Here is a 24,399-nt window from a genome sequence, read left to right as displayed (position 1 = left end):
GGTAACTCATCTCAGCCGAGCTGCCACCAGTCGGGGAGCAGCCGGCGCACCTCCGCACGCTGAAAGCGATCGTCCATCAGCACCAGCGTGCCGCGGTCCTCGGGGCTGCGAATCACCCGACCGGCGGCCTGAGTGACCTTGATCAGCCCCGGTATGCGATAGGCGTAGGCATCGCCGCTGCCGAACCGCGCCTCGAGCCTGACCTTGAGGGTCTCGTTGAAGGGATCGAACGGTGGCAAGCCGAGGGTGGCGATGAAAGCCCCGATCAGCCGCTCGCCGGGCAGGTCGATACCCTCGCCGAAGGCCCCGCCCAACACCGCGAAGCCGATGCCCTGCCCGCCCGCGCGAAAGCGGGCCAGGAAGGCGTCGCGCTCGTCTTCGCGCATGCCGCGGGTCTGACACCAATGAGGCAGTTCGGGGTGGAGCCGCGCCAGTCGCTCCGCCGCCGCCGCCATGTAGGCGAAGCTGCTGAAGAAGGCCAGGTAGAGTCCCGGCCGTCTGCGGTACTGCCCGGCCAGCTCGGCGACGATGGGCTCGAGCGAGGCCTCGCGGTCGCGCAGACGGGTCGAGATACCGCCCGGGATGCGCACTTCGAGCTGATCGCTGCGAAACGGCGAGGCCACCGTCTGCCACACACAGTCGTCCGGCAGCCCGAGCAGGTCGCGATGATAGTGGGCCGGCGACAGCGTGGCCGAAAACAGCACGCAGCTGTGTGCCTGGGCGAAACGCGGGGCCAGGAAGTCGGCCGGTATCAGGTTGCGCAGCCCCAGCACCGCGCGCCCGCGGCCATGGCGTGAGAGGTCGCACAGCGAGTGTTCGCCGAACGACTCGGCCAGACGGCCGAAGCCGAGGGCATCGAACAGCCGCTCCTGCAGCATCGGGTCGGCGCCGCCAGGATGCTCGGCCAGATAGTCGCCGATCGCCGTCGCCACCTGCTGCAGCGCGCCGACCAGGCGGCCGGGCAGGTCATCGAGTACTTGGTAGGCGGGGCGGCCCCGCTGCCCTTCGTCGGCGCCGCCCTGCTCGCGCACCAGCGCCTGCCACTGGCGCATCAGCCGGCCGAGGGGCTTCACCAGCGGCGCAGGGGCACTGCGGTGCAGCGTCGCGAAAGCGTGCTGATCCAGCTCCCCGCTGTACATGCCCCGGGCCCGCTCCACCAGGTTGTGGGCTTCGTCCACCAGCAGCGCCAGGCGCCAGCCGTTGGCCTGGGCCAGACCGTGCAGCAGCGCCGAGACATCAAAGTAGTGGTTGACGTCGCCCACGCATACGTCGCTCCAGCGTGCCAGCTCCTGACCCAGGTAGTAGGGGCAGACGTCATGCTCGAGGGCCACCTCGCGCAGCGCTTCGCGGTCGAGCCAGCCACGCTCGGCCGCGGCCTGGCGCGCGGCGGGCAGCTTGTCGTAGAAGCCGGCGGCCAGCGGACAGGCATCGCCGTGGCACGCCTTGTCGGGGTGTTCGCAGGCCTTGCTGCGCGCCGTCAGCTCCAGCACCCGCAGCGGCAGGCGCCCCTCCCCGCCCTCACCGCAGTCGCTGGCCGCCCCCAGCCGCGCCAGCGCCTCCAGCGCCAGACGCCGTCCCGGGGTCTTCATGGTCAGGAAGGCAAGCCGGTCGATCCGCCGGCGCGGCATCGCCTTCAGGGTCGGGAACAGCGTGGCCACGGTCTTGCCGATGCCGGTAGGCGCCTGGGCCAGCAGGCAGCGTCCGGTGGCCGCCGCCTTGTAGACGCTCTCGGCCAGCTCGCGCTGCCCGGGGCGAAACTCGTCGTGGGGAAAGCTCAGCCCGGCCAGGGCGGTATCGCGTGCCTGGCGATGGCCTGCCTCCTGCTCGGCCCAGCTCAGGAAGCGCTCGCACTGGGCCTCGAAGAAGGCGCTGAGCTCGGTGGCGCTGGCCTCCTCGGTCAGCAGGGTCTCGCGCTCGCTGCCGATATCGAAATAGACCAGCGCCAGGGTCAGCGAAGCGAGCCCCCGCTCGGCGCACAGCAGCGCCCCGTAGACCTTGACCTGGGCCCAGTGCAGAGCGCGCTGGTTGGCGGGCATGCGCGAGAGATCGCCGCGATGGGTCTTGATCTCCTCGAGGCGGTTCAGCGCCGGGTCGAAGCCGTCGGCGCGACCGCTGACCGCAAGGCCGCGGTAATGCCCGCTCAGGGCCAGCTCGCGCTCGTAACGCTCGCCGCGACGCCCCGCCACCAGGGCGTGGCCGGCGATGCCTTCGCGAGCGCTGGGCGAAGGAGTGAAGCGGAGGTCGAGATCGCCCTCGCGGGCGGTGAAGTCGCACAGCGCCCGCACCGCCACGCGATAGAGCGGCGCTTCACCGCTCGTCACGACAGCGCTCATGACGCCCCGCCCTGCTGCCAGGTGACGTGACAGACCATCGCCTCGATACCCTGGGCCTGGAAGAACGCCAGCCAGCGCCGCTGGTTGTCCTGCAGCCTGTCGCCGGGCCCCTTCACCTCGATCAGGCGATAGCGAGGCTCGCCGCTGGCCGCGCCGGGCAGGAACTGGATCAGATCGGGCAGGCCGGCGCGATTGGCCTTGAGATCGGCGAGCAGGCGCTCGAAGCAGGCCCGCAGGTGAGTCGCCGGAATACAGGCCAGCCCCTGCTCCAGCAGCCCCTCGTCGAGCACGTCCCAGTAGACGAAGGGCGAGGCCACACCGCGCTTCTCGTGCCAGACGCGCCATATCGCCTCACCGTGGCTGCCGTCGTCGAGACGCGCCAGGCAGGCGTCGAAGCGCTCGCGCCGGCGCGCGACGAAGTCGTCGCGATAGAGATCCACCGGGCCGATGTGGAAGGGGTGGAAGAAGGCACCCGGCAGCGGGGCGAACAGTGCCGGCCAGCAGAGCAGGCCGAACAGGCCGGTGAGCAGCGCGTTCTCGACGTAATGAACCGGTGCTTCGGGGCGGTTCAGGTGTTCGGCCACGGCCCGCTCGACGCCGATCGCACCGGCCATCGGCAAACAGAGATCGAGACGCCGAACGGCAGCGTCGGGCTCGCGGCTCGGTGGCGCCAGCTCCAACCGCCGACACAGCCTGGGCAGCAGGCGTGCCAGCGCCTGGCGCTCCTGCTCATCGACTGCCGCTGCCCATGCCCGGCTGGCCAGCGCATGAGCCTGACGATATTCACCCAGCCGCTCCAGCAGCCGCAGGCGGCGTATGCGCGCCTCCACCTGGCCGCCCGCGCCCTCGCCACTTTCGGCATAAAGCCTCAGGGCCAAGGCTTCCTGGCCGCTTCGTTCGGCGGCCTGGCCCAGCAGGAACGCCAATTTGCCTCGCCGCTGCGCCAGCCAAACGTTCTTTTCCGGCACGCTCGGCAGTTCGGCCACCAGCGCCGCGAGCGGTTCACCCTGCTCCAGGCGCTCGCGCAGCGCGTGCAGTGCCAGGTAGGCATCGACCTCTTCGCGATGCTGGAAGGCGCGGGAGCCCGGCGTCAGCTCGACTCGCTCGAAGCGTTGCAGGCCAAGCTCGGCGAGCACGAACTCGGCCCAGTCCTGGCGCAGGTTGCCGAAGAACATCAGCCGCAGGCGGTCGCACCAGGGCATGACCGTCAGCCGCACGATGCGCTCGCCGTCCAGAACGTCGTTCGCCTGGGGCCACCACTCCGCCAGGCGCTTCGCCTGGAGTTCCTGCACCGACAACGCCTCGCTGATCGCCGTCTTGCTCGCTCCGGGAGCAAGACCGGCCGCGGCGATCTCCCCCGCCAGCGCCCGGCGCAGTTCGGCCAGACGCAGCAGGCGAAACAGCTCGCCCTGGGTCAGCACCGGATCCGCCTCGGCCCAGCCGGCCTCCACCAGCGGCGCCAGAGCGCACTCGGTATCGCCGATCTCGGCATAGACGAGCCTGTCGGTACGAAAGAGCTCTCCCTTGCGCATCACCATGCGCACCAACAGCGCCTGGGACGCCCGAGGAAAAACGTCGAACGCGGCGAGCAGGCCGCGCTCTTCCCGGGTCAGCAGGTCGGCATGATGCTTGCCCACCCAGTCCAGGACGAAGCGGAAGTTCGCCAGGTAGTAGAAGGGATCGTCAAGGGGGGCGGTGACCGCCTCGGCAGGCGAGATACTGTTCATGCATCCATGATAACAGCCCTATCGCCGCCTGCCAGCTCTGCCTCAACCCAAGCCTGCGGCGAGGGCGCGCACCACCTCGGCCGCCGGCACTTCACGACAGCTGCTGGCGTTCTGCCCGGCCCACAGCGGCGAAAAGTCGGCGCTGCCCGCAGCCTCGGCGGCACCGCGCAGCGGTGCGATGGCGGCGGTGGCCAGGGGGAAGGCCGGTGCCGCCTCGCTGAGCGGGCCCAGCTCGCACATCAGACGGGTGACGATGCCGCGGGCAGGACGCCCGGTGTACAGGTTGGTCAGCGCCGTATGGCGCGCGGCCTCGCTCTGTAGCGCACGGCGATGCAGCGTCGAGGTGGTGGCCTCGGGGCAGCACAGGAAGGCGGTGCCGACCTGCACGGCCGAGGCGCCCAGCGCCAGCGCCGCCGCCACCCCGCGCGCATCGGCGATGCCCCCGGCGGCGATCACCGGCAGCGACACGGCCACCACCACCTGCGGCAGCAGCGCAAAGGTGCCGAGCTGAGTGGTGACGTCATCATTGAGGAACATGCCGCGATGGCCGCCCGCTTCCAGCCCCTGAGCGATGATCGCATCGACTCCATGGGCCTCGAGCCAGCGCGCCTCCTCGACGGTAGTGGCAGACGAGAGCACCACGGCCCCCCAGCCCTTGACCCGCTCGATCAGCGCCGCCTCCGGCAAGCCGAAATGGAAGCTGACCACCTCGGGACGGAAGGGCTCCAGGGCATCGCATGCCACCTGGTCGAAGGGACGCCGTCCGGCGCCGGCAGGCACGCTGTCGATATCGAGGCCGTACTCGGCGTAATAGGGGGCCAGCACCTGGTGCCAGCGCGCCAGCCGCGCCGCGTCCGGCACCGGCGGTGCATGGCAGAAGAAATTGACGTTGAGGGGCCGTGCGGTAACGGCACGAATACGCTGGAGCTCGTCCACCATGGCTTCCGGCGTGAGCATGGCGCAGGGCAAGGCACCGAGCGCCCCCGCCTCGCTCACGGCCACGGCCAGCTCGGCGCCCTGTACACCGGCCATGGGCGCCTGAAGGATGGGCAGCTCGATGCCGAGCCGGCGAGTCAGATTCACGGTCATTCTCCCTGCTCCCCCTGCTGTCGTTTGTTGCGCTGCCAAGGGCGTTTCGGCCCCAGGGTGTCGGCGGCGTAGGCGCCCCGCTGGCCCATGGGCCGGGGCTCGCCTACCGTGGTATCGCGCTTGGTCTGACGCTCCATTTCAGCGTTGATCTCGGCGCCCAGCAATACGACGAACGAGGAGAGCCAGAACCACAGCATCAGGATCACCACCGCGCCGAGCGAGCCATACAGCTCGTCCATGTTGGCGAACTGGCTGACATAGAGCGACAGACCGCCGGAGCCGAGCAGCCACAGCAGCGTCGCCACCACGGTGCCCACGCTGACCCACTCCCATCGCGGCGAGCGCCGATAGGGGCCAAAGCGGTAGAGCACCGCAATCACGAACATCATCAACAGCAGCAGGGCCGGCCAGCGTAGCCAGTTGATCAAGGTGACCACGGGCCCCTCCAGGGCCAACCAGCCAACGACCAGCGGAAACAGCGCGACGACGCCGATCGCCCCGAGCGAGATCACGATCAGCCCGATGGTCAGCGTGGCCACCACCAGCATGCGATGCACGAAACCGCGCCGCTCCTCCTCGCCATACACCACGTTGAGCCCGACCAGCAGACCGCGCACCCCCTTGGATGCCACGAACATCGCTACCGCCAGGCCGAACAGCGCTGCCAGACTGAGCCCGGTATCGGTATTGGCGCCGACCTCCTCGGCCTGTTCGGTAATCAAGCGAGCCCCGCCGGGCGGCATGAAGCGGCTCAGCTCAGCGATCTGCTCGGCCAGCTCCACCGGATCGAAGGCCAGCGCCCACAGCGAGATGACCGCCGCCATGGCGGGAAACAGCGACAGTAGCGAATAGAAGGCGATGCCGGCCGCCAGCATGTTGACGTGATCGTCCGCTAGCTGCTCCTTGACCCGCCAGGTCACGTCCAGCCACCCCGGAGCGGGTATCTGGTTCGGCTTGCCGGCCTTGCGACCTCTCAGTTCCTTTGCCATGACATCCTCAGGGCTGCTGCGCCGGGCGCAGTATCATGCGTGCATCGCGAATCTCGATGTCGAAACGGTTGAGGAAACTCATCCCCAGCAGGGCTACCTCGCCCTCGAGCCCGGGGCTGATGGAGCCGTTGACGTTGGTGACAGTAAAGCCGCCCAGGCTGACCTCGTCGAGCCGGGTGAGGTCGCCGCGTACACGCCCGTTGGCGGTGTTGAACCAGGCCGAGCCGGCACTTTGCAGGCCAAGCCGCTCGGCGAACTCGGCGGGCACGGCCACGTAGGTGGCACCGGTATCGAGCAGGAACTCGATCGGTTCGCCGTTGATCCGTCCGGTGGCGACGAAGTGGCCGGAGCGGTTGCGCTCCAGCACGATCGGCTCGTCGGAGCCGCTCACGGCATTGACCAGGTGCGCGTTGGGATTGCGCTGAGTTTCCAGGAACCCGTGAAACCACCAGCTGCCAACGCCGATGAACGACACCCAGAACAGCAGCATCATGCCCATGCCGGCACGCCTGATCGAACCGCGCTGTCGGTTCATGTCTTATCTCCCGGTTGGCAGGCCTAGCCCGCTTTGACACTTTGGGTCTGGCTGTCTGTACTGAACGGCGCTGCGCCTCCCTTGGCTGCGCTTCGACGACTATCGCTTCAATGACGTCTATCGATTCAATAACGACAAGGATAGCCACATGCATGATCGCATCGAACATTCGACCATGATTGCTCAGCGTCATTCCCCCCTCGCCCCGGCCCTGCTCGGCGCGGCGCTGATCACGGCCCTGCTGACCAGCACGCCGGCAACGGCATGGGACGGGCTGGTGGAAAAGCAGGTATTCGAGCTGGACGAATACACCACCGTGAGCGGCGACACCATCGCGCCGGTGCGCATCGGCTGGGAGGCCTATGGCACGCTCAACGAGGAGCGGGACAACGTCATCCTGATCACCCACTTCTTCTCCGGCACCAGCCATGCCGCGGGCCGCTACGCCGAAGACGATGCGGCACCCGGCTACTGGGACGCGATCATCGGCCCCGGCAAGCCGCTGGACACCGACGAGTACTACATCATCGCCTCGGATACCCTGGTCAACCTCAACGTCCACGACCCCAACGTCACCACCACCGGGCCGGCCACTCCCAACCCCGAGACCGGCGAGCCCTGGGGCACCGACTTCCCGCTGGTCACCATTCGCGACTTCGTCGAGGTGCAGAAGGCCCTGCTCGAGAGCCAGGGCATCGAACGGCTGCATGCCGTGATGGGCCCCTCCATGGGAGCGCTGCAGGCCTACGAGTGGGCCAGCACCTATCCTGAGCGGGTCGAGCGGTTGATCCCGGTGATCGGCGGCGGTGTTGCCGACCCCTGGCTACTGGCGACCCTGAGCGCCTGGGCCGCCCCCATTCGCCTGGATGCCAACTGGAACGAAGGCGACTACTACGACAGCGAGCCGCCGCTGGACGGGCTGCGCGAAGCGCTCAAGCTGGTGACACTGAACGCCAACCACTGGCTGTGGGCCAACGAGACCTTCGACCGCAGCTGGGCCGACGAGGACGCCGACCCGACCCGTGAGCTCGACGCGCGCTACGCCATCGAACAGACCCTCGACGACATCGCCGCCGCCCGGGCCGAACTGGCCGACGCCAACCACCTGCTCTATCTGGTCAAGGCCAACCAGTCGTTCATCGCCGGGCACGGCGGGAGCCTGGAGGAGGGGCTTGGCCGCATCGAGGCGCCCACCCTGATCCTCTACAGCGAGAACGATCTGGTGTTCGCTCCGGAAGGCGTACGCCAGACCGCCGAGCTGATCGAGGACGGTGGGGCTGACGTGGAGCTGGTCACCCTCGAGGGCAAGCGCGGCCACCTGGACGGCATACTCGCCATCGACCAGGCCGGTGAACGCATCCGCGCCTTCCTGGCCGAGTGAAGCACGCGGTCGTTATCCGCCTAGCCGAGTAGCGACCGCATCAGCAGGTACCCCCATGGCCAGCGAGCCGAATGGCAGATGCCTGCGCCTCAGGAGGCAGCATTGCCCAGCGCCTCTCGGGCCAACTTGTCGATCTCGCCGGTGATCCCGGACAGCTCGGTCGCAATCACCGAGAATGCCCGGCCGGCCTGACCGGCACTCGAGGCGACGATCTGCGCATTGAAGGAGACGATACGCGCTTGGCGCGCAATGGCGGTGATCGTGCCGAGCAGCTCATGCGCCTGGCCCCGCAGGGCCATGGAATGGCGTTGAGAGAGCTCCTCGTAGATCTGGGTCAACTGGTTGAGCACCGCAAGCAGCGGCGTGGCCGAACGGATCAGCTCATCGAGCCAGGTCTGCACCTCACCGCCAGCTGCGAGAGCGTTCAGCACGCGCTCGGCCAGAGCAATGAACTCAGCGATGATGCGTTCGCCGTCCAAGGCCCCGTAATAGGCCTCGTGCAGCTCCTCACAGAAGACGCCGGGATGTCCATTCTTGCCTTCGATAAGGGCAAGGTGCGCATCGCGGAACAATTTTAGTGCATCGCGCGCCGTATCCAGCGCTTCCGGGTGCCCCTGGGCGGCCAGTACGGCATAGAGCACCAGACGCTGGGAAGTAAAGCGCCGGCGCCCCGACAGGTTGATCAGGCCGGCGAATACCTCCCCCGAAAGGTCGGCCTGTATCGGCCGGGCGAGCGGTTTGGGGGGAGCATCTAAACGTGGAGCAGTAACGTCACTTGGCATCGGCTTCTCCTGGCTGGCTATCCAACACGATACCGAGTACAAGCGAAATCCGTGCCACTCACCGAGTGAGTTGGCCATGCCCTGGCATGTCAGCCCGTCAGGGAGCGCATCAGCAGGTAGACCCCCATGGCCAGCAGGCCGCTGAGGAAGACCCGCCGGAAGGTGGTTTCCGACAGCCGTTGACGCAGCCGCTGGCCGAGCTGCATGCCCACCAGCGCCGGCACTACCGCCCCCAGCGAGAGCAGGCCCAGCTCCACGCTGAGCAGACGCTGCCCTCCCATGGAGAGGCCCAGCGCCATGGTGGTCGCCACGAACAGCACGCCCATGGCCTGGATCAGCATGTCCCGCGGCAGGCCGAGAGACTGCAGATAGGCCACGCCGGGAAATACCGAAGAGCCGGTCATGCCGGTGAGCAGGCCCGTCAGGGCGCCGTTGACCGGCGCAGCATGTCGGCCGCGGCTGACCAGCTTGCCCAGGCCGAGGTTGAACAACCCGGCCAGGGCGTAGAAGGCGATCAGCACCCCGAGCAGCCCGGAGAGCCAGCGCACGTCGACCCGGGCCAGAATGGCCACGCCCAGCCACACGGTGACCACCGACGCCAGCAGAAAGGGCCACAGGCGCCGCACGATCTGCGTCAAGTAGCCTCCCACCAGCGCCTGCCAGACGTTGGTGATGATGGTGGGAGCCAGCAGCAGCGCCATGGCCGAGGGCAGCCCCACCGTGGCCGCGAGCAGCGCCAGCGACACCGTGGGCATGCCCATGCCGATCACCCCCTTGACCAAACCGGCCACGACGAAGGTGATGGTGACCAGCACCAGCAGGAAGGGATCTAGGGTCATGTCGTCGCTTCCCTGTCGGCCACGGCGGCGCCGTTGCGCGCCTCCCACTCGGCCGCCGCCCGCTGCCCGCGGGCCTGGTTGACCGCCAGGCAGATCAGCATGGCCACGATGAACAGCGCCGCACACAGCAGGATCGAGGCCTGCAGCCCCACCACGGACTGCAGCAATCCGAGCGCGATGATGCCTAAGACCCCGGCCAGCTTGTTGGCCAACCCCCAGAAGCCGAAGAACTCCGCCGCCTTGCGCGTCGGCGAGAACAGCCCCACCAGGGCGCGGCTGGCCGACTGGCTGGAGCCCAGTGAGAGCCCCGCCAGACAGCCGACGAACAGGAACAGGTGCTGGGCCTCCCAGTCGAGGCCGAAGGCGGCATTGAGGAAGGCGGTGACCTCCGGTGTGGCCCAGATGGCCAGAATCGCCGCGACCCACAGCATCAGGGTCAGCTGGTAGGTGAACTTGGTGCCGATACGGTCCTGGATGAAGCCGAAGCCCAGCGCTCCGGCTGCCGCCGTGATCTGCACGATGATGAACATGATGTTGCGCACCGCCTCGTCCCAGCCGATTACCTGGGCGCCGTAGATGAAGGCGAAGGCAATGATGATGTAGACCCCGGCCATGGAGAACAGCAGCGACACCAGGAAGATGCCCAGATCGCGAAAGTGCCGCAGCTCGTGCAGCGTGGTCGAAACCCGCTCCCAGGCGATCTCGCGATAGCTCTTGCGGTGCGGCTGGGGCGTGCCGCGCTCCTTCACCCATAAAAAGGTGGGAATGGCGGTGATGAGGAAGAACGCCGCGGCAAAAGGGCCGACCCAGCGAATGCGCTCGAAGTTGTCGGCGCTGGCCTCCCCCAGCGCCACCAGCGTGAAGCCCGCCGCGAACAGGCCACCGACGTAGCCCAGCGCCCAACCGAAGCCGGAAATCTTGCCCAGATCCTGGGGCGGGCCGAGGTCCGGCAGGAAGGCGGCAATGAACGACTCGCCCATGGAATAGGCGTAGTTGGACACCACGATCAGCAGCACGCCCAGCATGACGTAGCCCGGGGCCACGAAATAGAGCAGCGCCGTGGCGATCACGGTGACGATGTAGCTGATGAACAGAAAGCGCTTCTTGGCCGCCCGGTAGTCCATCACCGCACCGCACAGCGGTGCCGTGATCACCACCAGCAGGTAGCTCGTCGCCAGCGCCAGGCTCCACAGCAGGTTGGCCAGACGAAAGCCGTCGCCGCGATCCCCGACGATGACGGTAGTGAACAGCTCGCCGAACACCACGGTGATGATCAGCAGCGTATAGGCCTGATTGGCGAAGTCGAACATCGCCCAGCCCAGGATCTCCTTCTTCGATGCCCGCTGCCTGGCGCCCGCGCTGCCCGCCGCCGGTATCACGCTCATCCCCCTCTCCTTTGCCTGCGGGACCCTCCCGCAGCGCTAGCCTACCAGCAATTCGCTGCCGAGATGACGCTGGAGCGGCTTTCACTACACTGAGGGTCACACATGGACCGGAGGTGAATCATGAAAGGACGCTGGAACGGTACTCCTCTGCTGGCGCTGGCCGTGGTAGCCACGGCAGCCAGCGCCGACGAAATGACGCTGGAAACCGAGCATCAGACGCTGAGACTGGCGGCAGTGGCGGAAGATCTCGAGCGCCCCTGGGGTGTGGCCATCCTGCCCGGTGGGCTGTACATGGTGAGCGAACGCAGCGGGCAGATTCAGAGCTTCTACAATGACGAGCGTCAGACCGTAGAAGGCCTGCCCGGCATTCATGTGGAGAATCAGGGCGGGCTGCTCGACATTGCCGCCTCGCCCGACTATGCCGACACGGGCTGGATCTACTTCACCTACTCCAGCGGCGACGCCGACTCAACGGCCACGGCGCTGGCCCGCGGGCGCCTGGCTGGCGATCGCTTGACGGATGTGGAAGAGCTGTTCGAGCAGAACCGTCGCTCCGAGCCCGGCCCCCATTCCGGCTCACGCCTGGCCTGGATGGATGACGACAGCCTGCTGATGTCGGTCGGCGACCGCGGCTCGCCAGAGCGCGCTCAGGACACCAACGATCATGCCGGCTCGATCCTGCGGCTCAACCCTCAAGGTCTGGCGCCCGAGGACAACCCACGCTTCGAGGACGTGGGCTACCTGCCCGAGATCTACTCCTGGGGACATCGCCACGTGCTGGGGCTGGCCGTGGACCGCAGCCGCGGCGACGTCTGGGCCGTGGAAGCCCGCGGCAACGGACACGACGAGCTGCTGCTGATCCGCAGCGGAGAGAATCACGGCTGGCCGGAGGGCGACGACAGCGACGAGGCCGCCGGCGCGGACCTGCTCGACGACATCGCCAGCGGCGAGCTGTTCACCGACGAGGTGGTCATCGAGCCTGCGTATCGCTTCTCCTCGGATGTCTCCCCGTCAGGTCTGGCCGTGGTCGACAGCGAGCACTACCCACAGTGGCAGGGCAACCTGCTGGTGGGCGGTCTGGAGAACGGCCAGATCTATCGCTTCGAAGTGAATGGCGATGAGGTGATGGAGATGGAGGAACTGCTCGAGGAGCCGCTGGGTCCGGTGCGTGACATCCGCCAGAGCCCCGAGGGCTATCTGTATGCGCTCATCGGCGACGAGAACGGCACGCTCTACCGACTCGAGCCGGAAGAGTGAGTCGTCGCCCGGCCCGCAGCCTCTGCGGGCCGTCAGCTGTCGCCCTTGCGTGGACAGGCAGTACCTTCACTTCTCACGCTCCCCCGGGCATTATCGGGATTAACCTAGGTTAAGCCCTCTGTCGGGCAGCCTCATCCATGAGCGCCAGGTAAGGCTGGGTGATGCCGGCTCGGCAGCGATAAGGATCGCAAGAAGAACAAGCCGCAAGGGGGCAGGACGTATGAAGAGATGGTGGCCGACACTGTTGCTCGCTCTGTTTCCTCTGCCGGCAGCCGCCGAGCTGGAAGCCTTGACCTTCATCACCGAAGAGTACCCTCCCTACAACTACCGACAGAATGAGAGGCTCGAGGGGATCTCCATCGAGCTGCTGGAGCGGATCTTCGCCGAAACCGGTAGCACCATGTCCCGCGAGGACGTGCGCTACTATCCCTGGGCCCGGGGGTACGAAACGGTCCTGTCCGAGCCGAACACGGTACTGTTCTCCACCACGCGCACCGAGCAGCGCGAGCAGCTGTTCCAGTGGGTGGGTCCGATTGCCACCGACAGGGTATCGCTGCTGGCCCGTCGCGACAGCGGCATCCAGTTGAACGATATCGAGGACGTGATCGCCGGCGACTACCGTATTGCCGTGATCCGCGAGGACATCGGCGCCCAGCGACTGCAGGAAGCCGAAGTGCCGGAAGCCCAGATCCATGCAGCAATGTCAGGCGCCAGCGCGCTGCGCATGCTCGAGCGGGGGCGGGTCGATCTGTGGGCCTACGGTGAGGACGTGGCTTTCTGGTTGATGAACGAAGAGGGCATGCCGACCACTGACTACACCCCGGCCCTGACCATCAGCGAATCCGACCTCTACTACGCGCTGCACCGCGACACCGACCCCGACCTGATCGAACGCATGCAGGCGGCGCTGGATCGTCTGCGCGAGCGGGGCGTGGTGGGCGAGATTCTTGGCGGCACCATTGCCTTCAACACCGAGGAGTATCCACCCTACAACTATCGCGGTGCAGACGGCACCATCACCGGCAGCTCCACCGAGCTGCTACGCGCCGCCCTCAGCGCCGCCGAGCTCGACGCAGAGTTCAGGCTGCTGCCCTGGGCCAGGGCCTATACCGAAGCGCAGCTGCGCGAGCGCCACTGCGTCTACTCGACCACTCGCACGCCCGAGCGTGAAGCGCTGTTCACCTGGGTGGGGCCGCTGACCTCGAGCACCTGGGCCGCCTTCACCCTCGAGGATGCCGAAATCGAGGCCAGCTCGCTCGAAGAGCTCGCGGAGCTGCGCGTGGGCAGCTTTCGCGAGGACGCCGTCGGGCAGTATGCCGCCAGCCAGGGCGTTCCCATCGTCGTAGCCAGCGCCGAGCGTGAGAACATCGCCCGCCTGCGGGCCGGTGTGATCGACGCCTGGGTCACCGGCGAACAGGCGGCCCGCTACCTGGCCGAAGAGGCGAATCTGCCGCTGCGCCGCCTGTTCGTCTTCAACGAAGTGGAACTCTATCTCGCCTGCCACCCCTCGGTTCCCGATTATTTCATTGCCCGGCTGCAGGCAGCGCTCGACCGGAAAGACAACACAGAGAGGCCCTTGTGAACCCACTCATTGGCATGGAACGCCAACTGCTCAGGCGCAGCCTGACCGCCAAACAAGCCGGGCTCACCCTGGCCATCGCACTGCTGCTGAGCATTCTCGCCGGCATCGTCGAGCTGGCCCTGGACGCCCGTGCCATGCAGCGTGAGGTTCAGGATGACACCCGCCATCGCCTCGACTTGGTGCACGGCACGGCGGCCGAGGCCGCCTTCCAGCTCAACCCGGAGCTGGCGACCCAAGTCGTCGAAGGGCTGTTTTACGGTGGTGCCGTGGCTCACGTTTCCCTTCGCGACGACTTCGGGCGCAGCATGGCGGAACGGCAGCGCGAGACGGACAAGGCCAGCAGCCGGGTTGCCCACGCCCTGTTCGGCGACATCCTCGATTATCACCAGACCCTGTACTACCAGGCCGATGCCAATGCCTCTCCTCAGCCCGTCGGCGAACTCTCGCTGAGCCTGGCGCTCGACAGCCTGGCGCACGACTTCAGCCAGCGCGGCCTGCTGATCTTCTCGCTGGGCGTGGTCAAGGCGCTGGCCATCGCGGCGCTGCTGGCCGTTGCGTTCCACTGGTTCGTCACCCGCCCCCTGCTCAAGGTTCATGCGGCTATTGCCGACACCGACCCGAGCCGTCCGGGCCTCTGGCCCAAGCCGGCCATGGACCGTCATGCCAACGACGAGCTGGGCCACCTGGTGGAAAGCGTCGACCGGCTGCTGCAAGCCTTTCAGCACGGTCTCGACCAGCGCGACCAGCTGCAGCAGATCTCCACCATGGATGGCCTGACCGGCATTGCCAACCGTCGCCACTTCGATGCGTTCCTCAGCCGGGAGTGGCAGCGCGCCCAGCGCGGCGGCCATGCCATCTCGGTGATCTTCATCGATATCGACCACTTCAAGGAATTCAACGATCACTATGGACACGTGGCCGGCGACGACACCCTGAGAGCCATCGCCAAGGCGCTCACGCGTGTGGTCCACCGCGCCTCGGACCTGGTCGCACGCTATGGCGGCGAGGAATTCGTCTGCGTGCTGCCGGAAACCGACTTGTCGGGTGCCCAGCGGGTGGCCGCACGCATCCATCAGGAGATTCGCGCCCTGGAGATTCCCCATGTGCATTCCACTCGCTCGGGCCGGGTCACCGCCAGCCTCGGCGTGGCCAGCAGCGACCCCGCCCAGGACGAAGACGGTTACGAGGCGCTGCTGGCCGAGGCCGATCACCAGCTCTATCGCGCCAAGCGCCAGGGGCGTGACCGGGTCGTCACCCAGACCTGAGCACGGTCGGGGAACCGGCCCGGTAGCGAAGAATCGATAGAGTAGACCCAGCCGGAGGCGGAGCAAGCGTATGAGCAGACGCGACGAGTTCGTCGAGCAGATGAAGGCCCAACTGGACGAATGGAACGCCGAGATAGAAGCCATGGTCGCCCGCGCACGCCAGGCCAGCGCCGAGGCACAGAATCGCTACCAGGATGACATCGAGCGCCTCAAGCGGCGCCGCGACGAAACCCAGCGCCGCCTCGAGGAGTTGCAGTACGCCGGCGAGGCGGCTTGGGATTCGCTGCAGCAGGGGTTCGACGAGGCCTGGGAGCTGCTACGCAAGGCGCTGAGCGACGCTCAGCGCCACGAGCCGCCGCCCAGGGACGTCAACGAAGCGGATGACGATAGCCCAGGCACCCGATCGCCTGGCGGTTCTCCTTAGCCTTCTGTCTCGCCCTTGTCCTTGGGTGGCAGCTGCTTCCCTTCCGCACCCTGGGAGTGGACCTCGTTGCCGCGCTGCAGCCTGTCGATCGACTCGCCACCCTGGCGCGTCAGCTGCGCCAGGCGGTCGATCTGGGCATCCAGTTGGGGCAGCGCCTCCTGACGATAGCGCGACAGATCGTCGATGGCACCCAGCACGTCATCGAAGGCCTGCTCCAGCGCCTGCATGTCGAGTTGGGCCGAGGCGGCACGGGTCTGGATCTCCACCCCCTGCTGACGCAACGCCTTGGCCGTCCCGGCGATCATCTCCGAGGTCGTGGTGTTGAGTGATTCCACCCGATCCAGCACCAGGCGCTGATTGGCCAGCGCCAGCGCCACCGCTACCGCCACGGTCAGCGCCGACACGGTAACGTGGATCGCCCGGTCGACGCCGCGAATCAGTTCGCGGTTGTTGCGGATGATCACTTCCAGGGCCAGCACGCCCTGCTGGCTGACCGCCTGCTGCTGCTGCAGATCGACGATGCGTTGGCGCAGCGGGAAGAGCAGCTCCTCCTCGATGAAGGTCCGCTGTGGGTGCTCGTCGCCCAACCGCTCCAGCGCCTGTATCAGACGCCGGTCGATCAGGCGGCCCAGATCGATCTGGCGCTGCAGCCGGCCAAGCAGCTGGCGCAGGCTCTCCTGATCGTCGCTGAGAGTGATGTTGTCGCGGCGCAGCATGTCGCGGCCGCCTTCCAGGTCGGCAATGATGGCGTCCAGCGCCTGCTGGGCATTTTCGAACTTGCGGAAGTAACGTTGAATGCGGCTACCGGCGCCCGGGATACGCGCCAGCAGCCGGTCGAACGGCCCCGAGGCCAGACGGTGCTGGTGCGGATCGAGTTCCTGCATGTGGCCGCGCAGGTCGATCAACGCCTTGGCCACCGGGCCACCCTCGTCGCCCTGGTGCGCCAGCTTGTGCAGCGGAGCCTGCAGCATCTCGCTGTGATGCGCTGCCTGCTGCTGCAGCTCGAGGCCCATCTCGTCCACCGCACGCCGCTGACGATCGAGCTCGGCGCCTTCGCTGGACAGCACGTCATCGACGAAGGCATTCGCCAGTTGCTCCAGCTCCGGGTCGTCGATGACGATCTCCTCGCTATCCTTCGGCTCGGGCGCCACCTCCTCGAGTTCGCTGGCGATCTGCTCCACCGGCGGCAGCGAGAGCGGCGAGCCACGTTCGGACGACTGCTTCATGAGTACTTCCCCATTCAGGCCTTTCCCCCACCATAGCAACTCCGCTCCTGATACTGCGCGAGCAGGCTGACCACGCATTCAACGACGTTCACTACGGCTGTAGCGCTCTGCCCCCTCGATGAAGCGACGCAACTCTTCCAGCGCCCGGTCGGTGGCGAGCGATGCCTGCGGGCGCCCGGTCTCGACCCGCGCCAGGGCCACTGCGGTATCGTCGAGCAGGGTCAGCGCCGACTCGTTGCGCGCCACCAGGCGTCGCAGGCGCCGGTCGGTCTCCTCGATCAGCTCCAGGCGGCGCTTGAGCGCGATGCGCTCCTCGACGGAGAGCTGGCTGCCCTCCTGGGTCAGGCGGCGGCGCACGTATTCGTCATCCAGGCCCATCACCCCCCGCGCCTGGGCCGCCATGGAGGTGAAGGTATCCACCGCCCCGAGGCAGACCTCGGTGATCAGACTGCGCGAGCGCTCGAAGGCCAGCTCGCTCTTGTCGAAACGGGCGGCGAGCAGTTCCATGACATGGCTGTAGCGGGTATAGAAACGATCGACCTGGCTAGCCAGATCGCCACGCCTGACGTCGAGCAGCTGCTGCTTGGCCCGGCACAGCGCCAGGGTCAGCTCATCGGCTCCCACCGGCGGCCGGGCCGGATCCAGCTCGGCCACCCCCGCCTCCCTGGCGGCACGCTCACGGTCGGCGCGCTGGCGCTCGGCCTCGGCCGCAAGCCGCGCCTGCAGGCGCTGCTGATGTCGCCGGCTGCGCCAGCGACGCCAGCCCCGTTCTACCGGCAGTGCCACCGCCACCGCCACCAGCCCGGCCAACCAGCCGCCCAGGCTGGGGCCGAAGCCGCCCCACAGCGAGGTCAGCCACAGCACCATGCTGATGAACGGTACCAGCAGGCAGTAGCGAAACAGCACCTGAAAACGGTTGGGGTTCTCGGTGGGCACCGCCAGCCTAGGGTTGGCCAGCCCGACCAGACACCACGGCAGGCAGGTGACGAACAGCCCGTAAGCGAATCCCTGCAAAAATCCCAGCATAAGCCTCGTGCGCCAGCGGGTAGATGCTTCTGAGTGTACGGGGGCCGGCGACGCGGTGCGAGCCTGACGGCCTCAGCGGCACAGCCGGAAGCCGCGCATGCCGAAGTGGAAGTGATCGGCATGGGCGCGATTGTACTCCGGCCCCAGCACGTTGCCGAAGAGATCGCAGGCGCCGTCACGCGCGTCACGCAGGAAGTCGCCCCGCGCATTCGCGTCGTCCCAGTGGTCGATCAGCGTGATACGTCGTCCATCGGCCAGGTGGAAAGCCGCCACGTCGAGCGCCTCCGCGGTGGCATGCTCGCTCAGGCGTCCGCCCTCGCGACCGTAGACGTTACGACAGGCAAAACTGCCGAAATGTTCGACCCGCGCCACACGCGTATCGAAGTGGGCCTCGGCGGCAGGCTGCAGACGCTGCCGCTCGTACATCACCCAGGCCAGCGCCAGCGGGCAGCGCGCCACGAAGCTGGCGTTGAACTCGACCTCGCTGCCATGCACCCGAACCACGTTTTCCAGCGGGCAGCCGCTCACCGGCTCGTGATCGTCGAGCGGGGTCATGCGCAGCGCACCCTCGGGCACCGTCGCCAGTGCCGCCAGACAGCCTTCGCGATCCTCGGCCAGGCGGTGCAGCTTCCACTTGGTCACCGGGGTCAGGGGGTCGTCGACGTGCAACGGCGCCCAAGGGTGCCAGTGGCGGGGAATGCGCTCCTCGAACTGCCACCAGGCGGCCGCGGCGAGGGCAGTCAGCACGATCAGGACAAGCAGAAAGCGCATCTCACCTCGACGTTAGGTTTTGCACGAAAAGTCGGCGAGCGATGGCCAGACAAGGCAAAAATCGGCGAAAAGACGGAGTTTACGGGGTGTAAATGAGTACTTTGAGCCGATTTTTAACGCCGTATGGGCGAGCGCAGACAGTTTTCGTACAGAGCCTAGAGCAGCAGATGCAAGAGCAGCGCCACGCCCCCCACCGCCAGGGCCGTGATCACGGCGATGTCCACCGCACGGTCGAGCCAGCGGTCGAAGCCGCCCGGAGAACGGCGACGCGGCTGGCGGCGCCGGGTGGCGCCGCGCTGCAGCGGACGTTGGCGTGAGCCGATGAGAGACATGGTAGGCATCCGATACCCGATTCTTTCTCAAGCTTACGACCTGTCACCACGCCTGGCTACCGCAGTTGTCAACCATCTAGCCTCCCTCACGCCGATGGATACGCCGATTGACCACGTTGGGCGCCCGCCGCAGGCGCTCCTGCTCGCCCAGCGCCTCGGCCTCGAAGGCGTCGGCCCCCACCGGGGTTTCGCCGTGACGGCGGTAGAGCTGGGTCAGCATGGCCTGACGGTCGGCGCGAAGCTCGCGGATCAGTACCACGATCATGCCGTAGAGAATGAAGGTGAACGGCAGCGCCGAGAGCACTGCGGCCGACTGCAGCCCGGTCAGCCCGCCGGCGGCGATCAGGGTGAGGCAGATGGCGGCGATCAGCACGCCCCAGATCACCCGCTTGAACAGCGGCGGATTGATCGAACCGTTGTCGGTCATCTGGGCCACGATGTAGGACGCCGAGTCGGCCGAGGTGACCAGGAAGATGAAGATCAGCAGCATGGCGATCACCGACAGCACGCCGCTGTACGGCATACGCTCGAACATCTCGAACAGGGCCACGGTGATGTTGGCCTCGGTGGCCGCCGCCAGGCCGGCGTCACCGGTCAGTTCCATGTGCAGCGCGGCGCCGCCGAACACGCCGATCCACAGGCAGGCCAGCAGCGGCGGCACGATCAGCACGCCGAACACGTACTCCTTGATGGTACGGCCACGCGAGACCCGGGCGACGAAGGTACCGACGAAGGGCGACCAGGCGATCACCCAGGCCCAGTAGAAGATCGTCCAGTTGGCCGCCCAGGTGTTGTCGGTGAAAGGCGAAATGCGCAGGCTCATGCCGATGAAGTTCTGCAGGTAGTCGCCGATACCGAGGGTGATGGTTTCGAGAATCATCACCGTGGGCCCGGTGATCAGCACGTAGAGCATCAGCCCGATGCACAGGATCATGTTGAGGTTGGAGAGGCGCCGGATACCCTTGTCCAGCCCCGACCAGGTCGAGGCCATGTAGGCCAGGAACATCACGAACAGGATGACGAACTGCCACAGCACGCTTTCCGGCAGGCCGAACACGGCGTTGAAGCCGCCGTTGAGCTGCAGCACGCCCAGGCCCAGCGAAGTGGCCACCCCCATCACCGTGGCCACCACCGCGAACACGTCCAGGGTCGGCGCATAGGGGCGTACCCGGGGGTATTTCGCCGAGATCGACGACAGCACCGAGGAGACCAGCCCGGCCTGCCCCTTGCGAAACTGGAAGTAGGCGATGATCAGGCCCACCACCGAGAAGGCGGCCCACTGGTGTATGCCCCAGTTGAAGTAGCTGTACTGGATGGCATAGCGCGCCGCCTCGGTGGACTCGGCCGGCACGTCGCCGTAGGGCGGCTCGAGGTAATGCAGCATCGGCTCGGCCATGCCGTAGAACACCAGCCCCACGCCGAAGCCCGCCGCCAGCAGCATGCTGACCCAGGAGAAGAAGCTGAAGCTCGGCGTACTGTCCTGCGGCCCCAGGCGAATCTTGCCGTACTTGCTGAAGGCCAATACCACCAGGAAGATGACGAAGCCGAACACCGAGATCAGGTAGAACCAGCCAAACAGCCGGGTCACGCCGGCCAGCGCTGTATCGGCGGCGTTGCCAAACGCCTCGGGAAAGCCGGCGCCGGTCACCACCAGCGCCAGGATGATCAGGGCCGACACGGCAAAGACCCGCTGCCCTCCATGGTTGGCCATACTGAATTTCCTTATTCGTCCTTGGGGTTTTCATGCTAGCAGTCCGACCGCAACGGCACACAATCCGCCATCGGCCTGCCTCACTTGCGACGTTTGGGCATTGCATCAAAGCGTCGACAGGAGGATTCTAGGAAAACCAAGCAGGCTAAACATTTTTTCGAGTACCGAACATGTCCCGACTCTCCCGGACGCCCCTGTCCGTGCTCGACCTGGCGCCCATCCGCCAGGGCGGCACCATCGCCGACAGCTTCGCCGAAAGCGTCGCCCTGGCCCAGTTGACCGAGCGGCTCGGTTTCACCCGCTACTGGCTGGCCGAGCATCACAGCCTCGACGGCATCGCCAGTGCCGCCACCGCGGTGCTGATCGGCCACATCGCCGGGGCCACCTCACGCATCCGCGTGGGCAGCGGCGGCATCATGCTGCCCAACCATGCGCCGCTGGTGATCGCCGAGCAGTTCGGCACCCTCGAGACCCTCTACCCGGGGCGCATCGACCTGGGCCTGGGCCGCGCGCCGGGCTCCGATGCCGCCACCATGGCGGCGCTGCGCCGCGACCCCTATGCCGGGGCCGAGAACTTTCCCGAGCTGCTCGCCGAGCTGCAGGGCTTTCTCGACGACGAACGTCCCGGCCAGCGGGTGCGCGCGGTGCCCGGCCAGGGCACCCGAGTGCCGCTCTGGCTGCTCGGCTCCAGCGGCTACAGTGCCCAGCTCGCCGCTCGTGAGGGGTTGCCGTTCGCCTTCGCCGCCCAGTTCGCCCCGGGCTACCTGCACGAGGCCCTGCGCCTCTATCGCGAAAACTTCCGCCCCTCGGCCCTGCTCGAACGGCCCTACGCCATGGTCGGCCTGCCGGTGATCGCTGCCGAGAGCGACGAGCGCGCCGAGTTCCTCGCCTCCACCGCCCGCCAGAAGTTTCTCGGCATGGTGCGGGGCAAACGCACCCGCGCGCTGCCGCCGGTCGAGAGCCTCGACTGGACGCCCATGGAACGGGTCCAGGTCGAGCAGTTCCTGGGCGCGGCGGTGATCGGCGGCCCCGAGACCGTACGGGCGGGCCTCGAGCGTTTTCTCGAGCAGACCGGCGCCGACGAGCTGATGCTCAATACCGATACCTACGCCAGCGCGGACCGGCTGCGCAGCTACGAGATCGTCGCCGAGGTGTGGCGGACATGAACACCCCCGCCCCCGGCGCCCGACTCGATCTCGCCGGCATTCTCGTCGGCATCCGGCGCATGGCGCCGCTGTCGCTGTTCGTGGTGATCTTCGGCCTGGCCTTCGGTGTGGCCGCCCTCTCACGCGGCCTGTCGGGGCTCGAAGCCATGCTGATGAGCGCTCTGGTGTTCGCCGGCGCCTCGCAGTTCGCCGCCCTGGAGCTGTGGGGGCCGGAGATCCCGCTGCTGCCGTTGATCGCCACCACCTTTGCCATCAATGCCCGCCATCTACTGATGGGGGCCGCCATCCAGCCCTGGCTGGCCCACCTGCCCCCGGCTCAGCGCTACGCCAGCCTGGTAGTGATGAGCGACTCCAACTGGGCCATGGCGGTGGCGGACCGTCAGCGCGGCGAGACCAATGTCGGCATGCTGGTGGGTGGCGGCATCGCCCTGTGGCTGACCTGGCTGGCAGGAACGCTGCTCGGCGTGATCTTCGGTAGCGGCATCGCCGAGCCCGAGCGCTTCGGTCTCGACGTGATCATGGGCTGCTTCCTCTTCGCCATGCTGCTGGGCGGGCGCCGCGACCTCTCCATGCTCGTGCCCTGGGGTGCTGCCGCCCTGGCTGCCTTGGCCGCCATGGCCTGGCTGCCGCCACACTCCCACGTGATCGTCGGCGCCCTGGCCGGCGGGTTAGCCGGCCTGCTGCTGCCGGCCAGGCCGACACAGGAGGCGATCGCATGAGCCTGCCATCCACGGCCATGGGGGCACTGGCCGCGATCGCGATCATGGCGCTGGTCACCTACCTGACCCGCGCCGGCGGCGTGTTCGTGATGTCGCGGGTGCCCATCGGCCCCAAGGTGGAGCGCTTCATCAACGCCATGGCAGGCTCGGTGCTGGTGGCGGTGATCACCCCCATGGCGGTACAGGGCGACTGGGGCGCCCGCCTGGCGCTGGTCGCCACGCTCGGTGTGATGCTGACAACGCAGAAGGCCCTGGCGGCAATCGCTGCCGGTATCGTCACCGCCGCCCTGTGGCGGCTATGGCTGTGATAGCCTGAGGCCCTGGAACGTTTGCCGCATCGCGGTCTCCAACAAATACCGACCACCCCCGTGAGGCGGAGCCGCTCCGCCCGGAGACGATCATGTTCGATCCCAACGACCTACGCCGCAACGCCGCCTGGCAGGCCGCCCAGCAGTGGCGCACCCGGGCCAGCCAGCCGCACCGTGGTCCCTTGAGCGGACTCAAGCTGATCCTGACCTGGTTGCTGTTCGGCGTGCTGCTGATCGTCGGCACCGTGCTCGGCCTGTTCTTTCTGCTGCTCGGCTGGGCCATGCTGCCGATCGTGCGCTACCGCATGAAGAAACGCCTTGAACAGCTCCGCGCCGAGCAGGCCAAGGATGCCGGCGGCGGCTACCACTATCGCGAGACCCACACTCGTGAGACCTACTCTGGCGAAGCCCACTATCGCAGTAGCGAGCCGGAACTGCTGGAAGGGGATTACGAGGTGCGCGACGAGAAGCACAAGAGCTGATCGGCTCCCTGGAGCCGCTCGTCCACGAAAAAGCCCGCCGGGCGGCGGGCCGAAAATGCCATGCAGGGAATGCAGGCAATCGGCCTGAGCCGACCTGTGCAGATTACCGGTGCCGTCCGTCAACGGCTCATAGGCTTTCTTCATTGGCGCGATAGGTCCTTGCTCGCGGTGGAAAAACGCTGCCGACTGCCATACCTTGAAGCCATACGCTGCGATGACTCAAAGCGCCATCACCTTCCGGAGGACAACAACAATGCCTCGACTTCGGACCACGGCGGCACGCCTGCTGCGCCCCTCGCTTTTGGCCTGCCTGCTCATAGCCTTCGCCGTGCCCGGCCTGGCCAACGACTACCCCACCGAAGCGCGTGTCGATTACGTGCTGGCCTGCATGGCGGCCAACGGCAACAGCTACCTGACCATGCAGAAGTGCTCCTGCAGCATCGACGTGATCGCCGAGCATCTGCCCTACGAAACCTACGAGCAGGTCGAGACGGTGCTGGGCATGCAGGACCAGCGCGGCGAGCTGGGTGTGCTGTTCCGCACCGAGCGGGGCATGCAGGACCAGGTGCAGGCCCTGCATCAGGCCCAGGCCGACGCCAACCTGCGCTGCTTCTGATGTTCCGCCCCCGCTTCGCCAGCGCCCGCCATGCCCTCGGTCTGGCGCTTGCCACGCTCGCGACCGTTCCGCTGGCGGCCCTGGCTGACGCCCACGCCGAAGGCGAACGACTGTTCCGCGCCCAGTGCGTCGGCTGCCACAGCATCGAGCCCGGTCGCCATCTGGCCGGCCCCAGTCTGCACGACGTGTTCGGGCGTCCGGCGGGCAGCATCGAGGAGTTCGACTACTCCTCGGCCTTCGAGCAGGCCGAGCTGGTATGGGATCGCGATACCCTCGACGCCTTCCTGGCCGGGCCCGCCACCTTCCTGCCCGGCAATCGCATGGTGCTGTGGGAGCTCGACCCGCGCACCCGCCAGCGCATCATCGACTATCTGGAGTACCGCAGCCTGGAAAGCCAGGACCAGGAGAGCCAGGGCACTCCCTGACGTTCAGCCGCCACTGCGCCCTTCGCAAG

At 67.2% G+C, this 24,399-nt stretch carries 24 protein-coding genes; 11 read left to right on the top strand and 13 right to left on the bottom strand.

From position 1 onward, the window contains the following. Positions 1–11: 11 nt before the first annotated feature. Genes C4S71_RS20050 through C4S71_RS20030 form a run of 5 tightly spaced genes read right to left on the bottom strand, consistent with a single transcriptional unit; the run spans position 12 to position 6,673 of the window. On the bottom strand, positions 12–2,333 hold the full coding sequence (locus tag C4S71_RS20050) for an ATP-dependent DNA helicase (RefSeq protein WP_103970323.1): 2,322 nt from the start codon (positions 2,331–2,333) through the stop codon (positions 12–14). Next, complete coding sequence (locus C4S71_RS20045; RefSeq protein WP_103970322.1) at positions 2,330–4,060, bottom strand: VRR-NUC domain-containing protein; 1,731 nt, start codon at positions 4,058–4,060, stop codon at positions 2,330–2,332. Before C4S71_RS20045 ends, C4S71_RS20050 begins: the two co-directional genes overlap by 4 nt. A gap of 42 nt (positions 4,061–4,102) precedes the next feature. Further along, on the bottom strand, positions 4,103–5,149 hold the full coding sequence (locus tag C4S71_RS20040) for an NAD(P)H-dependent flavin oxidoreductase (protein WP_103970321.1): 1,047 nt from the start codon (positions 5,147–5,149) through the stop codon (positions 4,103–4,105). Further along, positions 5,146–6,138 carry a YihY/virulence factor BrkB family protein gene (locus C4S71_RS20035; protein WP_086511567.1) on the bottom strand — a complete coding sequence of 331 codons (993 nt, stop codon included), beginning with the start codon at positions 6,136–6,138 and terminating at the stop codon, positions 5,146–5,148. The genes C4S71_RS20040 and C4S71_RS20035 overlap by 4 nt, the downstream gene beginning before the upstream one ends. 7 nt (positions 6,139–6,145) lie before the next feature. Then, positions 6,146–6,673, bottom strand: a complete 528-nt coding sequence (locus C4S71_RS20030) for a retropepsin-like aspartic protease family protein (RefSeq protein WP_103970320.1) — start codon at positions 6,671–6,673, stop codon at positions 6,146–6,148. Positions 6,674–6,821: 148 nt separating this feature from the next. Here C4S71_RS20030 and C4S71_RS20025 point away from each other — a divergent pair, with 148 nt between their 5' ends. Further along, entirely contained in the window at positions 6,822–8,054 is a 1,233-nt protein-coding gene (locus C4S71_RS20025; RefSeq protein ID WP_103970319.1) for an E22 family MetX-like putative esterase, read from the top strand. An 89-nt stretch (positions 8,055–8,143) separates the two neighbouring features. Here C4S71_RS20025 and C4S71_RS20020 read toward each other — a convergent pair whose 3' ends face one another. The 3 genes from C4S71_RS20020 to C4S71_RS20010 all read right to left on the bottom strand — a co-directional run bounded on the left by C4S71_RS20020 (position 8,144) and on the right by C4S71_RS20010 (position 11,060). Next, positions 8,144–8,836, bottom strand: coding sequence for a type IV pili methyl-accepting chemotaxis transducer N-terminal domain-containing protein (locus C4S71_RS20020; protein WP_103970318.1), 693 nt, complete (start codon positions 8,834–8,836; stop codon positions 8,144–8,146). 89 nt (positions 8,837–8,925) lie between these two features. After that, a complete protein-coding gene (locus C4S71_RS20015) occupies positions 8,926–9,675 on the bottom strand; it encodes a sulfite exporter TauE/SafE family protein (RefSeq protein WP_086511563.1) in 750 nt (249 codons plus the stop codon). Then, on the bottom strand, positions 9,672–11,060 hold the full coding sequence (locus tag C4S71_RS20010) for an MFS transporter (protein WP_086511562.1): 1,389 nt from the start codon (positions 11,058–11,060) through the stop codon (positions 9,672–9,674). Before C4S71_RS20010 ends, C4S71_RS20015 begins: the two co-directional genes overlap by 4 nt. Positions 11,061–11,180: 120 nt before the next feature. On the opposite strand from C4S71_RS20010, the gene C4S71_RS20005 reads away from it, so the two are divergent. The 4 genes from C4S71_RS20005 (at position 11,181) to C4S71_RS19990 (ending at position 15,588) form a co-directional block, all read left to right on the top strand. Next, positions 11,181–12,317, top strand: a complete 1,137-nt coding sequence (locus C4S71_RS20005; RefSeq protein ID WP_103970317.1) for a PQQ-dependent sugar dehydrogenase — start codon at positions 11,181–11,183, stop codon at positions 12,315–12,317. Positions 12,318–12,537: 220 nt separating this feature from the next. Further along, positions 12,538–13,899, top strand: coding sequence for a substrate-binding periplasmic protein (locus C4S71_RS22815; protein ID WP_235014690.1), 1,362 nt, complete (start codon positions 12,538–12,540; stop codon positions 13,897–13,899). Beyond that, positions 13,896–15,164 carry a GGDEF domain-containing protein gene (locus C4S71_RS19995; RefSeq protein WP_235014687.1) on the top strand — a complete coding sequence of 423 codons (1,269 nt, stop codon included), beginning with the start codon at positions 13,896–13,898 and terminating at the stop codon, positions 15,162–15,164. Before C4S71_RS22815 ends, C4S71_RS19995 begins: the two co-directional genes overlap by 4 nt. A 70-nt stretch (positions 15,165–15,234) precedes the next feature. After that, entirely contained in the window at positions 15,235–15,588 is a 354-nt protein-coding gene (locus C4S71_RS19990; RefSeq protein WP_086511559.1) for a sll1863 family stress response protein, read from the top strand. Here C4S71_RS19990 and C4S71_RS19985 read toward each other — a convergent pair. The 5 genes from C4S71_RS19985 to C4S71_RS19960 form a co-directional block, all read right to left on the bottom strand. Continuing rightward, positions 15,585–16,814, bottom strand: a complete 1,230-nt coding sequence (locus tag C4S71_RS19985) for a toxic anion resistance protein (protein WP_086511558.1) — start codon at positions 16,812–16,814, stop codon at positions 15,585–15,587. The genes C4S71_RS19990 and C4S71_RS19985 overlap by 4 nt on opposite strands. A 78-nt stretch (positions 16,815–16,892) precedes the next feature. Continuing rightward, a complete protein-coding gene (locus tag C4S71_RS19980; protein ID WP_086511557.1) occupies positions 16,893–17,840 on the bottom strand; it encodes a cobyrinic acid a,c-diamide synthase in 948 nt (315 codons plus the stop codon). Between the two features lie 72 nt (positions 17,841–17,912). Then, a complete protein-coding gene (locus C4S71_RS19975) occupies positions 17,913–18,611 on the bottom strand; it encodes an extensin-like domain-containing protein (RefSeq protein ID WP_103970316.1) in 699 nt (232 codons plus the stop codon). 155 nt (positions 18,612–18,766) lie between these two features. Further along, positions 18,767–18,943 carry a hypothetical protein gene (locus C4S71_RS22640; protein ID WP_176342941.1) on the bottom strand — a complete coding sequence of 59 codons (177 nt, stop codon included), beginning with the start codon at positions 18,941–18,943 and terminating at the stop codon, positions 18,767–18,769. Between the two features lie 76 nt (positions 18,944–19,019). Then, positions 19,020–20,654 carry a BCCT family transporter gene (locus C4S71_RS19960; RefSeq protein ID WP_103970314.1) on the bottom strand — a complete coding sequence of 545 codons (1,635 nt, stop codon included), beginning with the start codon at positions 20,652–20,654 and terminating at the stop codon, positions 19,020–19,022. 170 nt (positions 20,655–20,824) lie between these two features. Here C4S71_RS19960 and C4S71_RS19955 point away from each other — a divergent pair, with 170 nt between their 5' ends. From C4S71_RS19955 to C4S71_RS19930, 6 genes are all read left to right on the top strand, one after another. Next, the gene (locus C4S71_RS19955; RefSeq protein WP_103970313.1) at positions 20,825–21,820 is read left to right on the top strand and encodes an LLM class flavin-dependent oxidoreductase; all 996 of its coding nucleotides are present in this window, start codon (positions 20,825–20,827) and stop codon (positions 21,818–21,820) included. Next, entirely contained in the window at positions 21,817–22,539 is a 723-nt protein-coding gene (locus C4S71_RS19950) for an AzlC family ABC transporter permease (protein WP_103970312.1), read from the top strand. The genes C4S71_RS19955 and C4S71_RS19950 overlap by 4 nt, the downstream gene beginning before the upstream one ends. Beyond that, positions 22,536–22,847, top strand: a complete 312-nt coding sequence (locus tag C4S71_RS19945; protein WP_103970311.1) for an AzlD family protein — start codon at positions 22,536–22,538, stop codon at positions 22,845–22,847. The genes C4S71_RS19950 and C4S71_RS19945 overlap by 4 nt, the downstream gene beginning before the upstream one ends. A gap of 92 nt (positions 22,848–22,939) precedes the next feature. Then, the gene (locus C4S71_RS19940; RefSeq protein WP_103970310.1) at positions 22,940–23,329 is read left to right on the top strand and encodes a hypothetical protein; all 390 of its coding nucleotides are present in this window, start codon (positions 22,940–22,942) and stop codon (positions 23,327–23,329) included. A 253-nt stretch (positions 23,330–23,582) separates the two neighbouring features. After that, positions 23,583–23,945 (top strand): hypothetical protein, encoded by a 363-nt coding sequence (locus tag C4S71_RS19935; protein WP_010627646.1) that lies wholly within the window; start codon positions 23,583–23,585, stop codon positions 23,943–23,945. Continuing rightward, a complete protein-coding gene (locus C4S71_RS19930) occupies positions 23,945–24,370 on the top strand; it encodes a c-type cytochrome (protein ID WP_103970309.1) in 426 nt (141 codons plus the stop codon). Before C4S71_RS19935 ends, C4S71_RS19930 begins: the two co-directional genes overlap by 1 nt. Positions 24,371–24,399 lie beyond the last annotated feature (29 nt).

Source organism: Billgrantia desiderata (genome assembly GCF_900108215.1).
Lineage (GTDB): Bacteria > Pseudomonadota > Gammaproteobacteria > Pseudomonadales > Halomonadaceae > Halomonas > Halomonas desiderata.
Note: the sequence above shows the minus strand (reverse complement) of the source record. Positions and strands in the feature narration are given on the sequence as shown.

Coding starts and splice junctions, on each gene's coding strand:
- C4S71_RS20050 (WP_103970323.1), bottom strand. CDS start 2,333: ATGAGCGCTGTCGTGACGAGCGGTGAAGCGCCGCTCTATCGCGTGGCG.
- C4S71_RS20045 (WP_103970322.1), bottom strand. CDS start 4,060: ATGAACAGTATCTCGCCTGCCGAGGCGGTCACCGCCCCCCTTGACGAT.
- C4S71_RS20040 (WP_103970321.1), bottom strand. CDS start 5,149: ATGACCGTGAATCTGACTCGCCGGCTCGGCATCGAGCTGCCCATCCTT.
- C4S71_RS20035 (WP_086511567.1), bottom strand. CDS start 6,138: ATGGCAAAGGAACTGAGAGGTCGCAAGGCCGGCAAGCCGAACCAGATA.
- C4S71_RS20030 (WP_103970320.1), bottom strand. CDS start 6,673: ATGAACCGACAGCGCGGTTCGATCAGGCGTGCCGGCATGGGCATGATG.
- C4S71_RS20025 (WP_103970319.1), top strand. CDS start 6,822: ATGCATGATCGCATCGAACATTCGACCATGATTGCTCAGCGTCATTCC.
- C4S71_RS20020 (WP_103970318.1), bottom strand. CDS start 8,836: ATGCCAAGTGACGTTACTGCTCCACGTTTAGATGCTCCCCCCAAACCG.
- C4S71_RS20015 (WP_086511563.1), bottom strand. CDS start 9,675: ATGACCCTAGATCCCTTCCTGCTGGTGCTGGTCACCATCACCTTCGTC.
- C4S71_RS20010 (WP_086511562.1), bottom strand. CDS start 11,060: ATGAGCGTGATACCGGCGGCGGGCAGCGCGGGCGCCAGGCAGCGGGCA.
- C4S71_RS20005 (WP_103970317.1), top strand. CDS start 11,181: ATGAAAGGACGCTGGAACGGTACTCCTCTGCTGGCGCTGGCCGTGGTA.
- C4S71_RS22815 (WP_235014690.1), top strand. CDS start 12,538: ATGAAGAGATGGTGGCCGACACTGTTGCTCGCTCTGTTTCCTCTGCCG.
- C4S71_RS19990 (WP_086511559.1), top strand. CDS start 15,235: ATGAGCAGACGCGACGAGTTCGTCGAGCAGATGAAGGCCCAACTGGAC.
- C4S71_RS19985 (WP_086511558.1), bottom strand. CDS start 16,814: ATGAAGCAGTCGTCCGAACGTGGCTCGCCGCTCTCGCTGCCGCCGGTG.
- C4S71_RS19980 (WP_086511557.1), bottom strand. CDS start 17,840: ATGCTGGGATTTTTGCAGGGATTCGCTTACGGGCTGTTCGTCACCTGC.
- C4S71_RS19975 (WP_103970316.1), bottom strand. CDS start 18,611: ATGCGCTTTCTGCTTGTCCTGATCGTGCTGACTGCCCTCGCCGCGGCC.
- C4S71_RS22640 (WP_176342941.1), bottom strand. CDS start 18,943: ATGTCTCTCATCGGCTCACGCCAACGTCCGCTGCAGCGCGGCGCCACC.
- C4S71_RS19960 (WP_103970314.1), bottom strand. CDS start 20,654: ATGGCCAACCATGGAGGGCAGCGGGTCTTTGCCGTGTCGGCCCTGATC.
- C4S71_RS19955 (WP_103970313.1), top strand. CDS start 20,825: ATGTCCCGACTCTCCCGGACGCCCCTGTCCGTGCTCGACCTGGCGCCC.
- C4S71_RS19950 (WP_103970312.1), top strand. CDS start 21,817: ATGAACACCCCCGCCCCCGGCGCCCGACTCGATCTCGCCGGCATTCTC.
- C4S71_RS19945 (WP_103970311.1), top strand. CDS start 22,536: ATGAGCCTGCCATCCACGGCCATGGGGGCACTGGCCGCGATCGCGATC.
- C4S71_RS19940 (WP_103970310.1), top strand. CDS start 22,940: ATGTTCGATCCCAACGACCTACGCCGCAACGCCGCCTGGCAGGCCGCC.
- C4S71_RS19935 (WP_010627646.1), top strand. CDS start 23,583: ATGCCTCGACTTCGGACCACGGCGGCACGCCTGCTGCGCCCCTCGCTT.
- C4S71_RS19930 (WP_103970309.1), top strand. CDS start 23,945: ATGTTCCGCCCCCGCTTCGCCAGCGCCCGCCATGCCCTCGGTCTGGCG.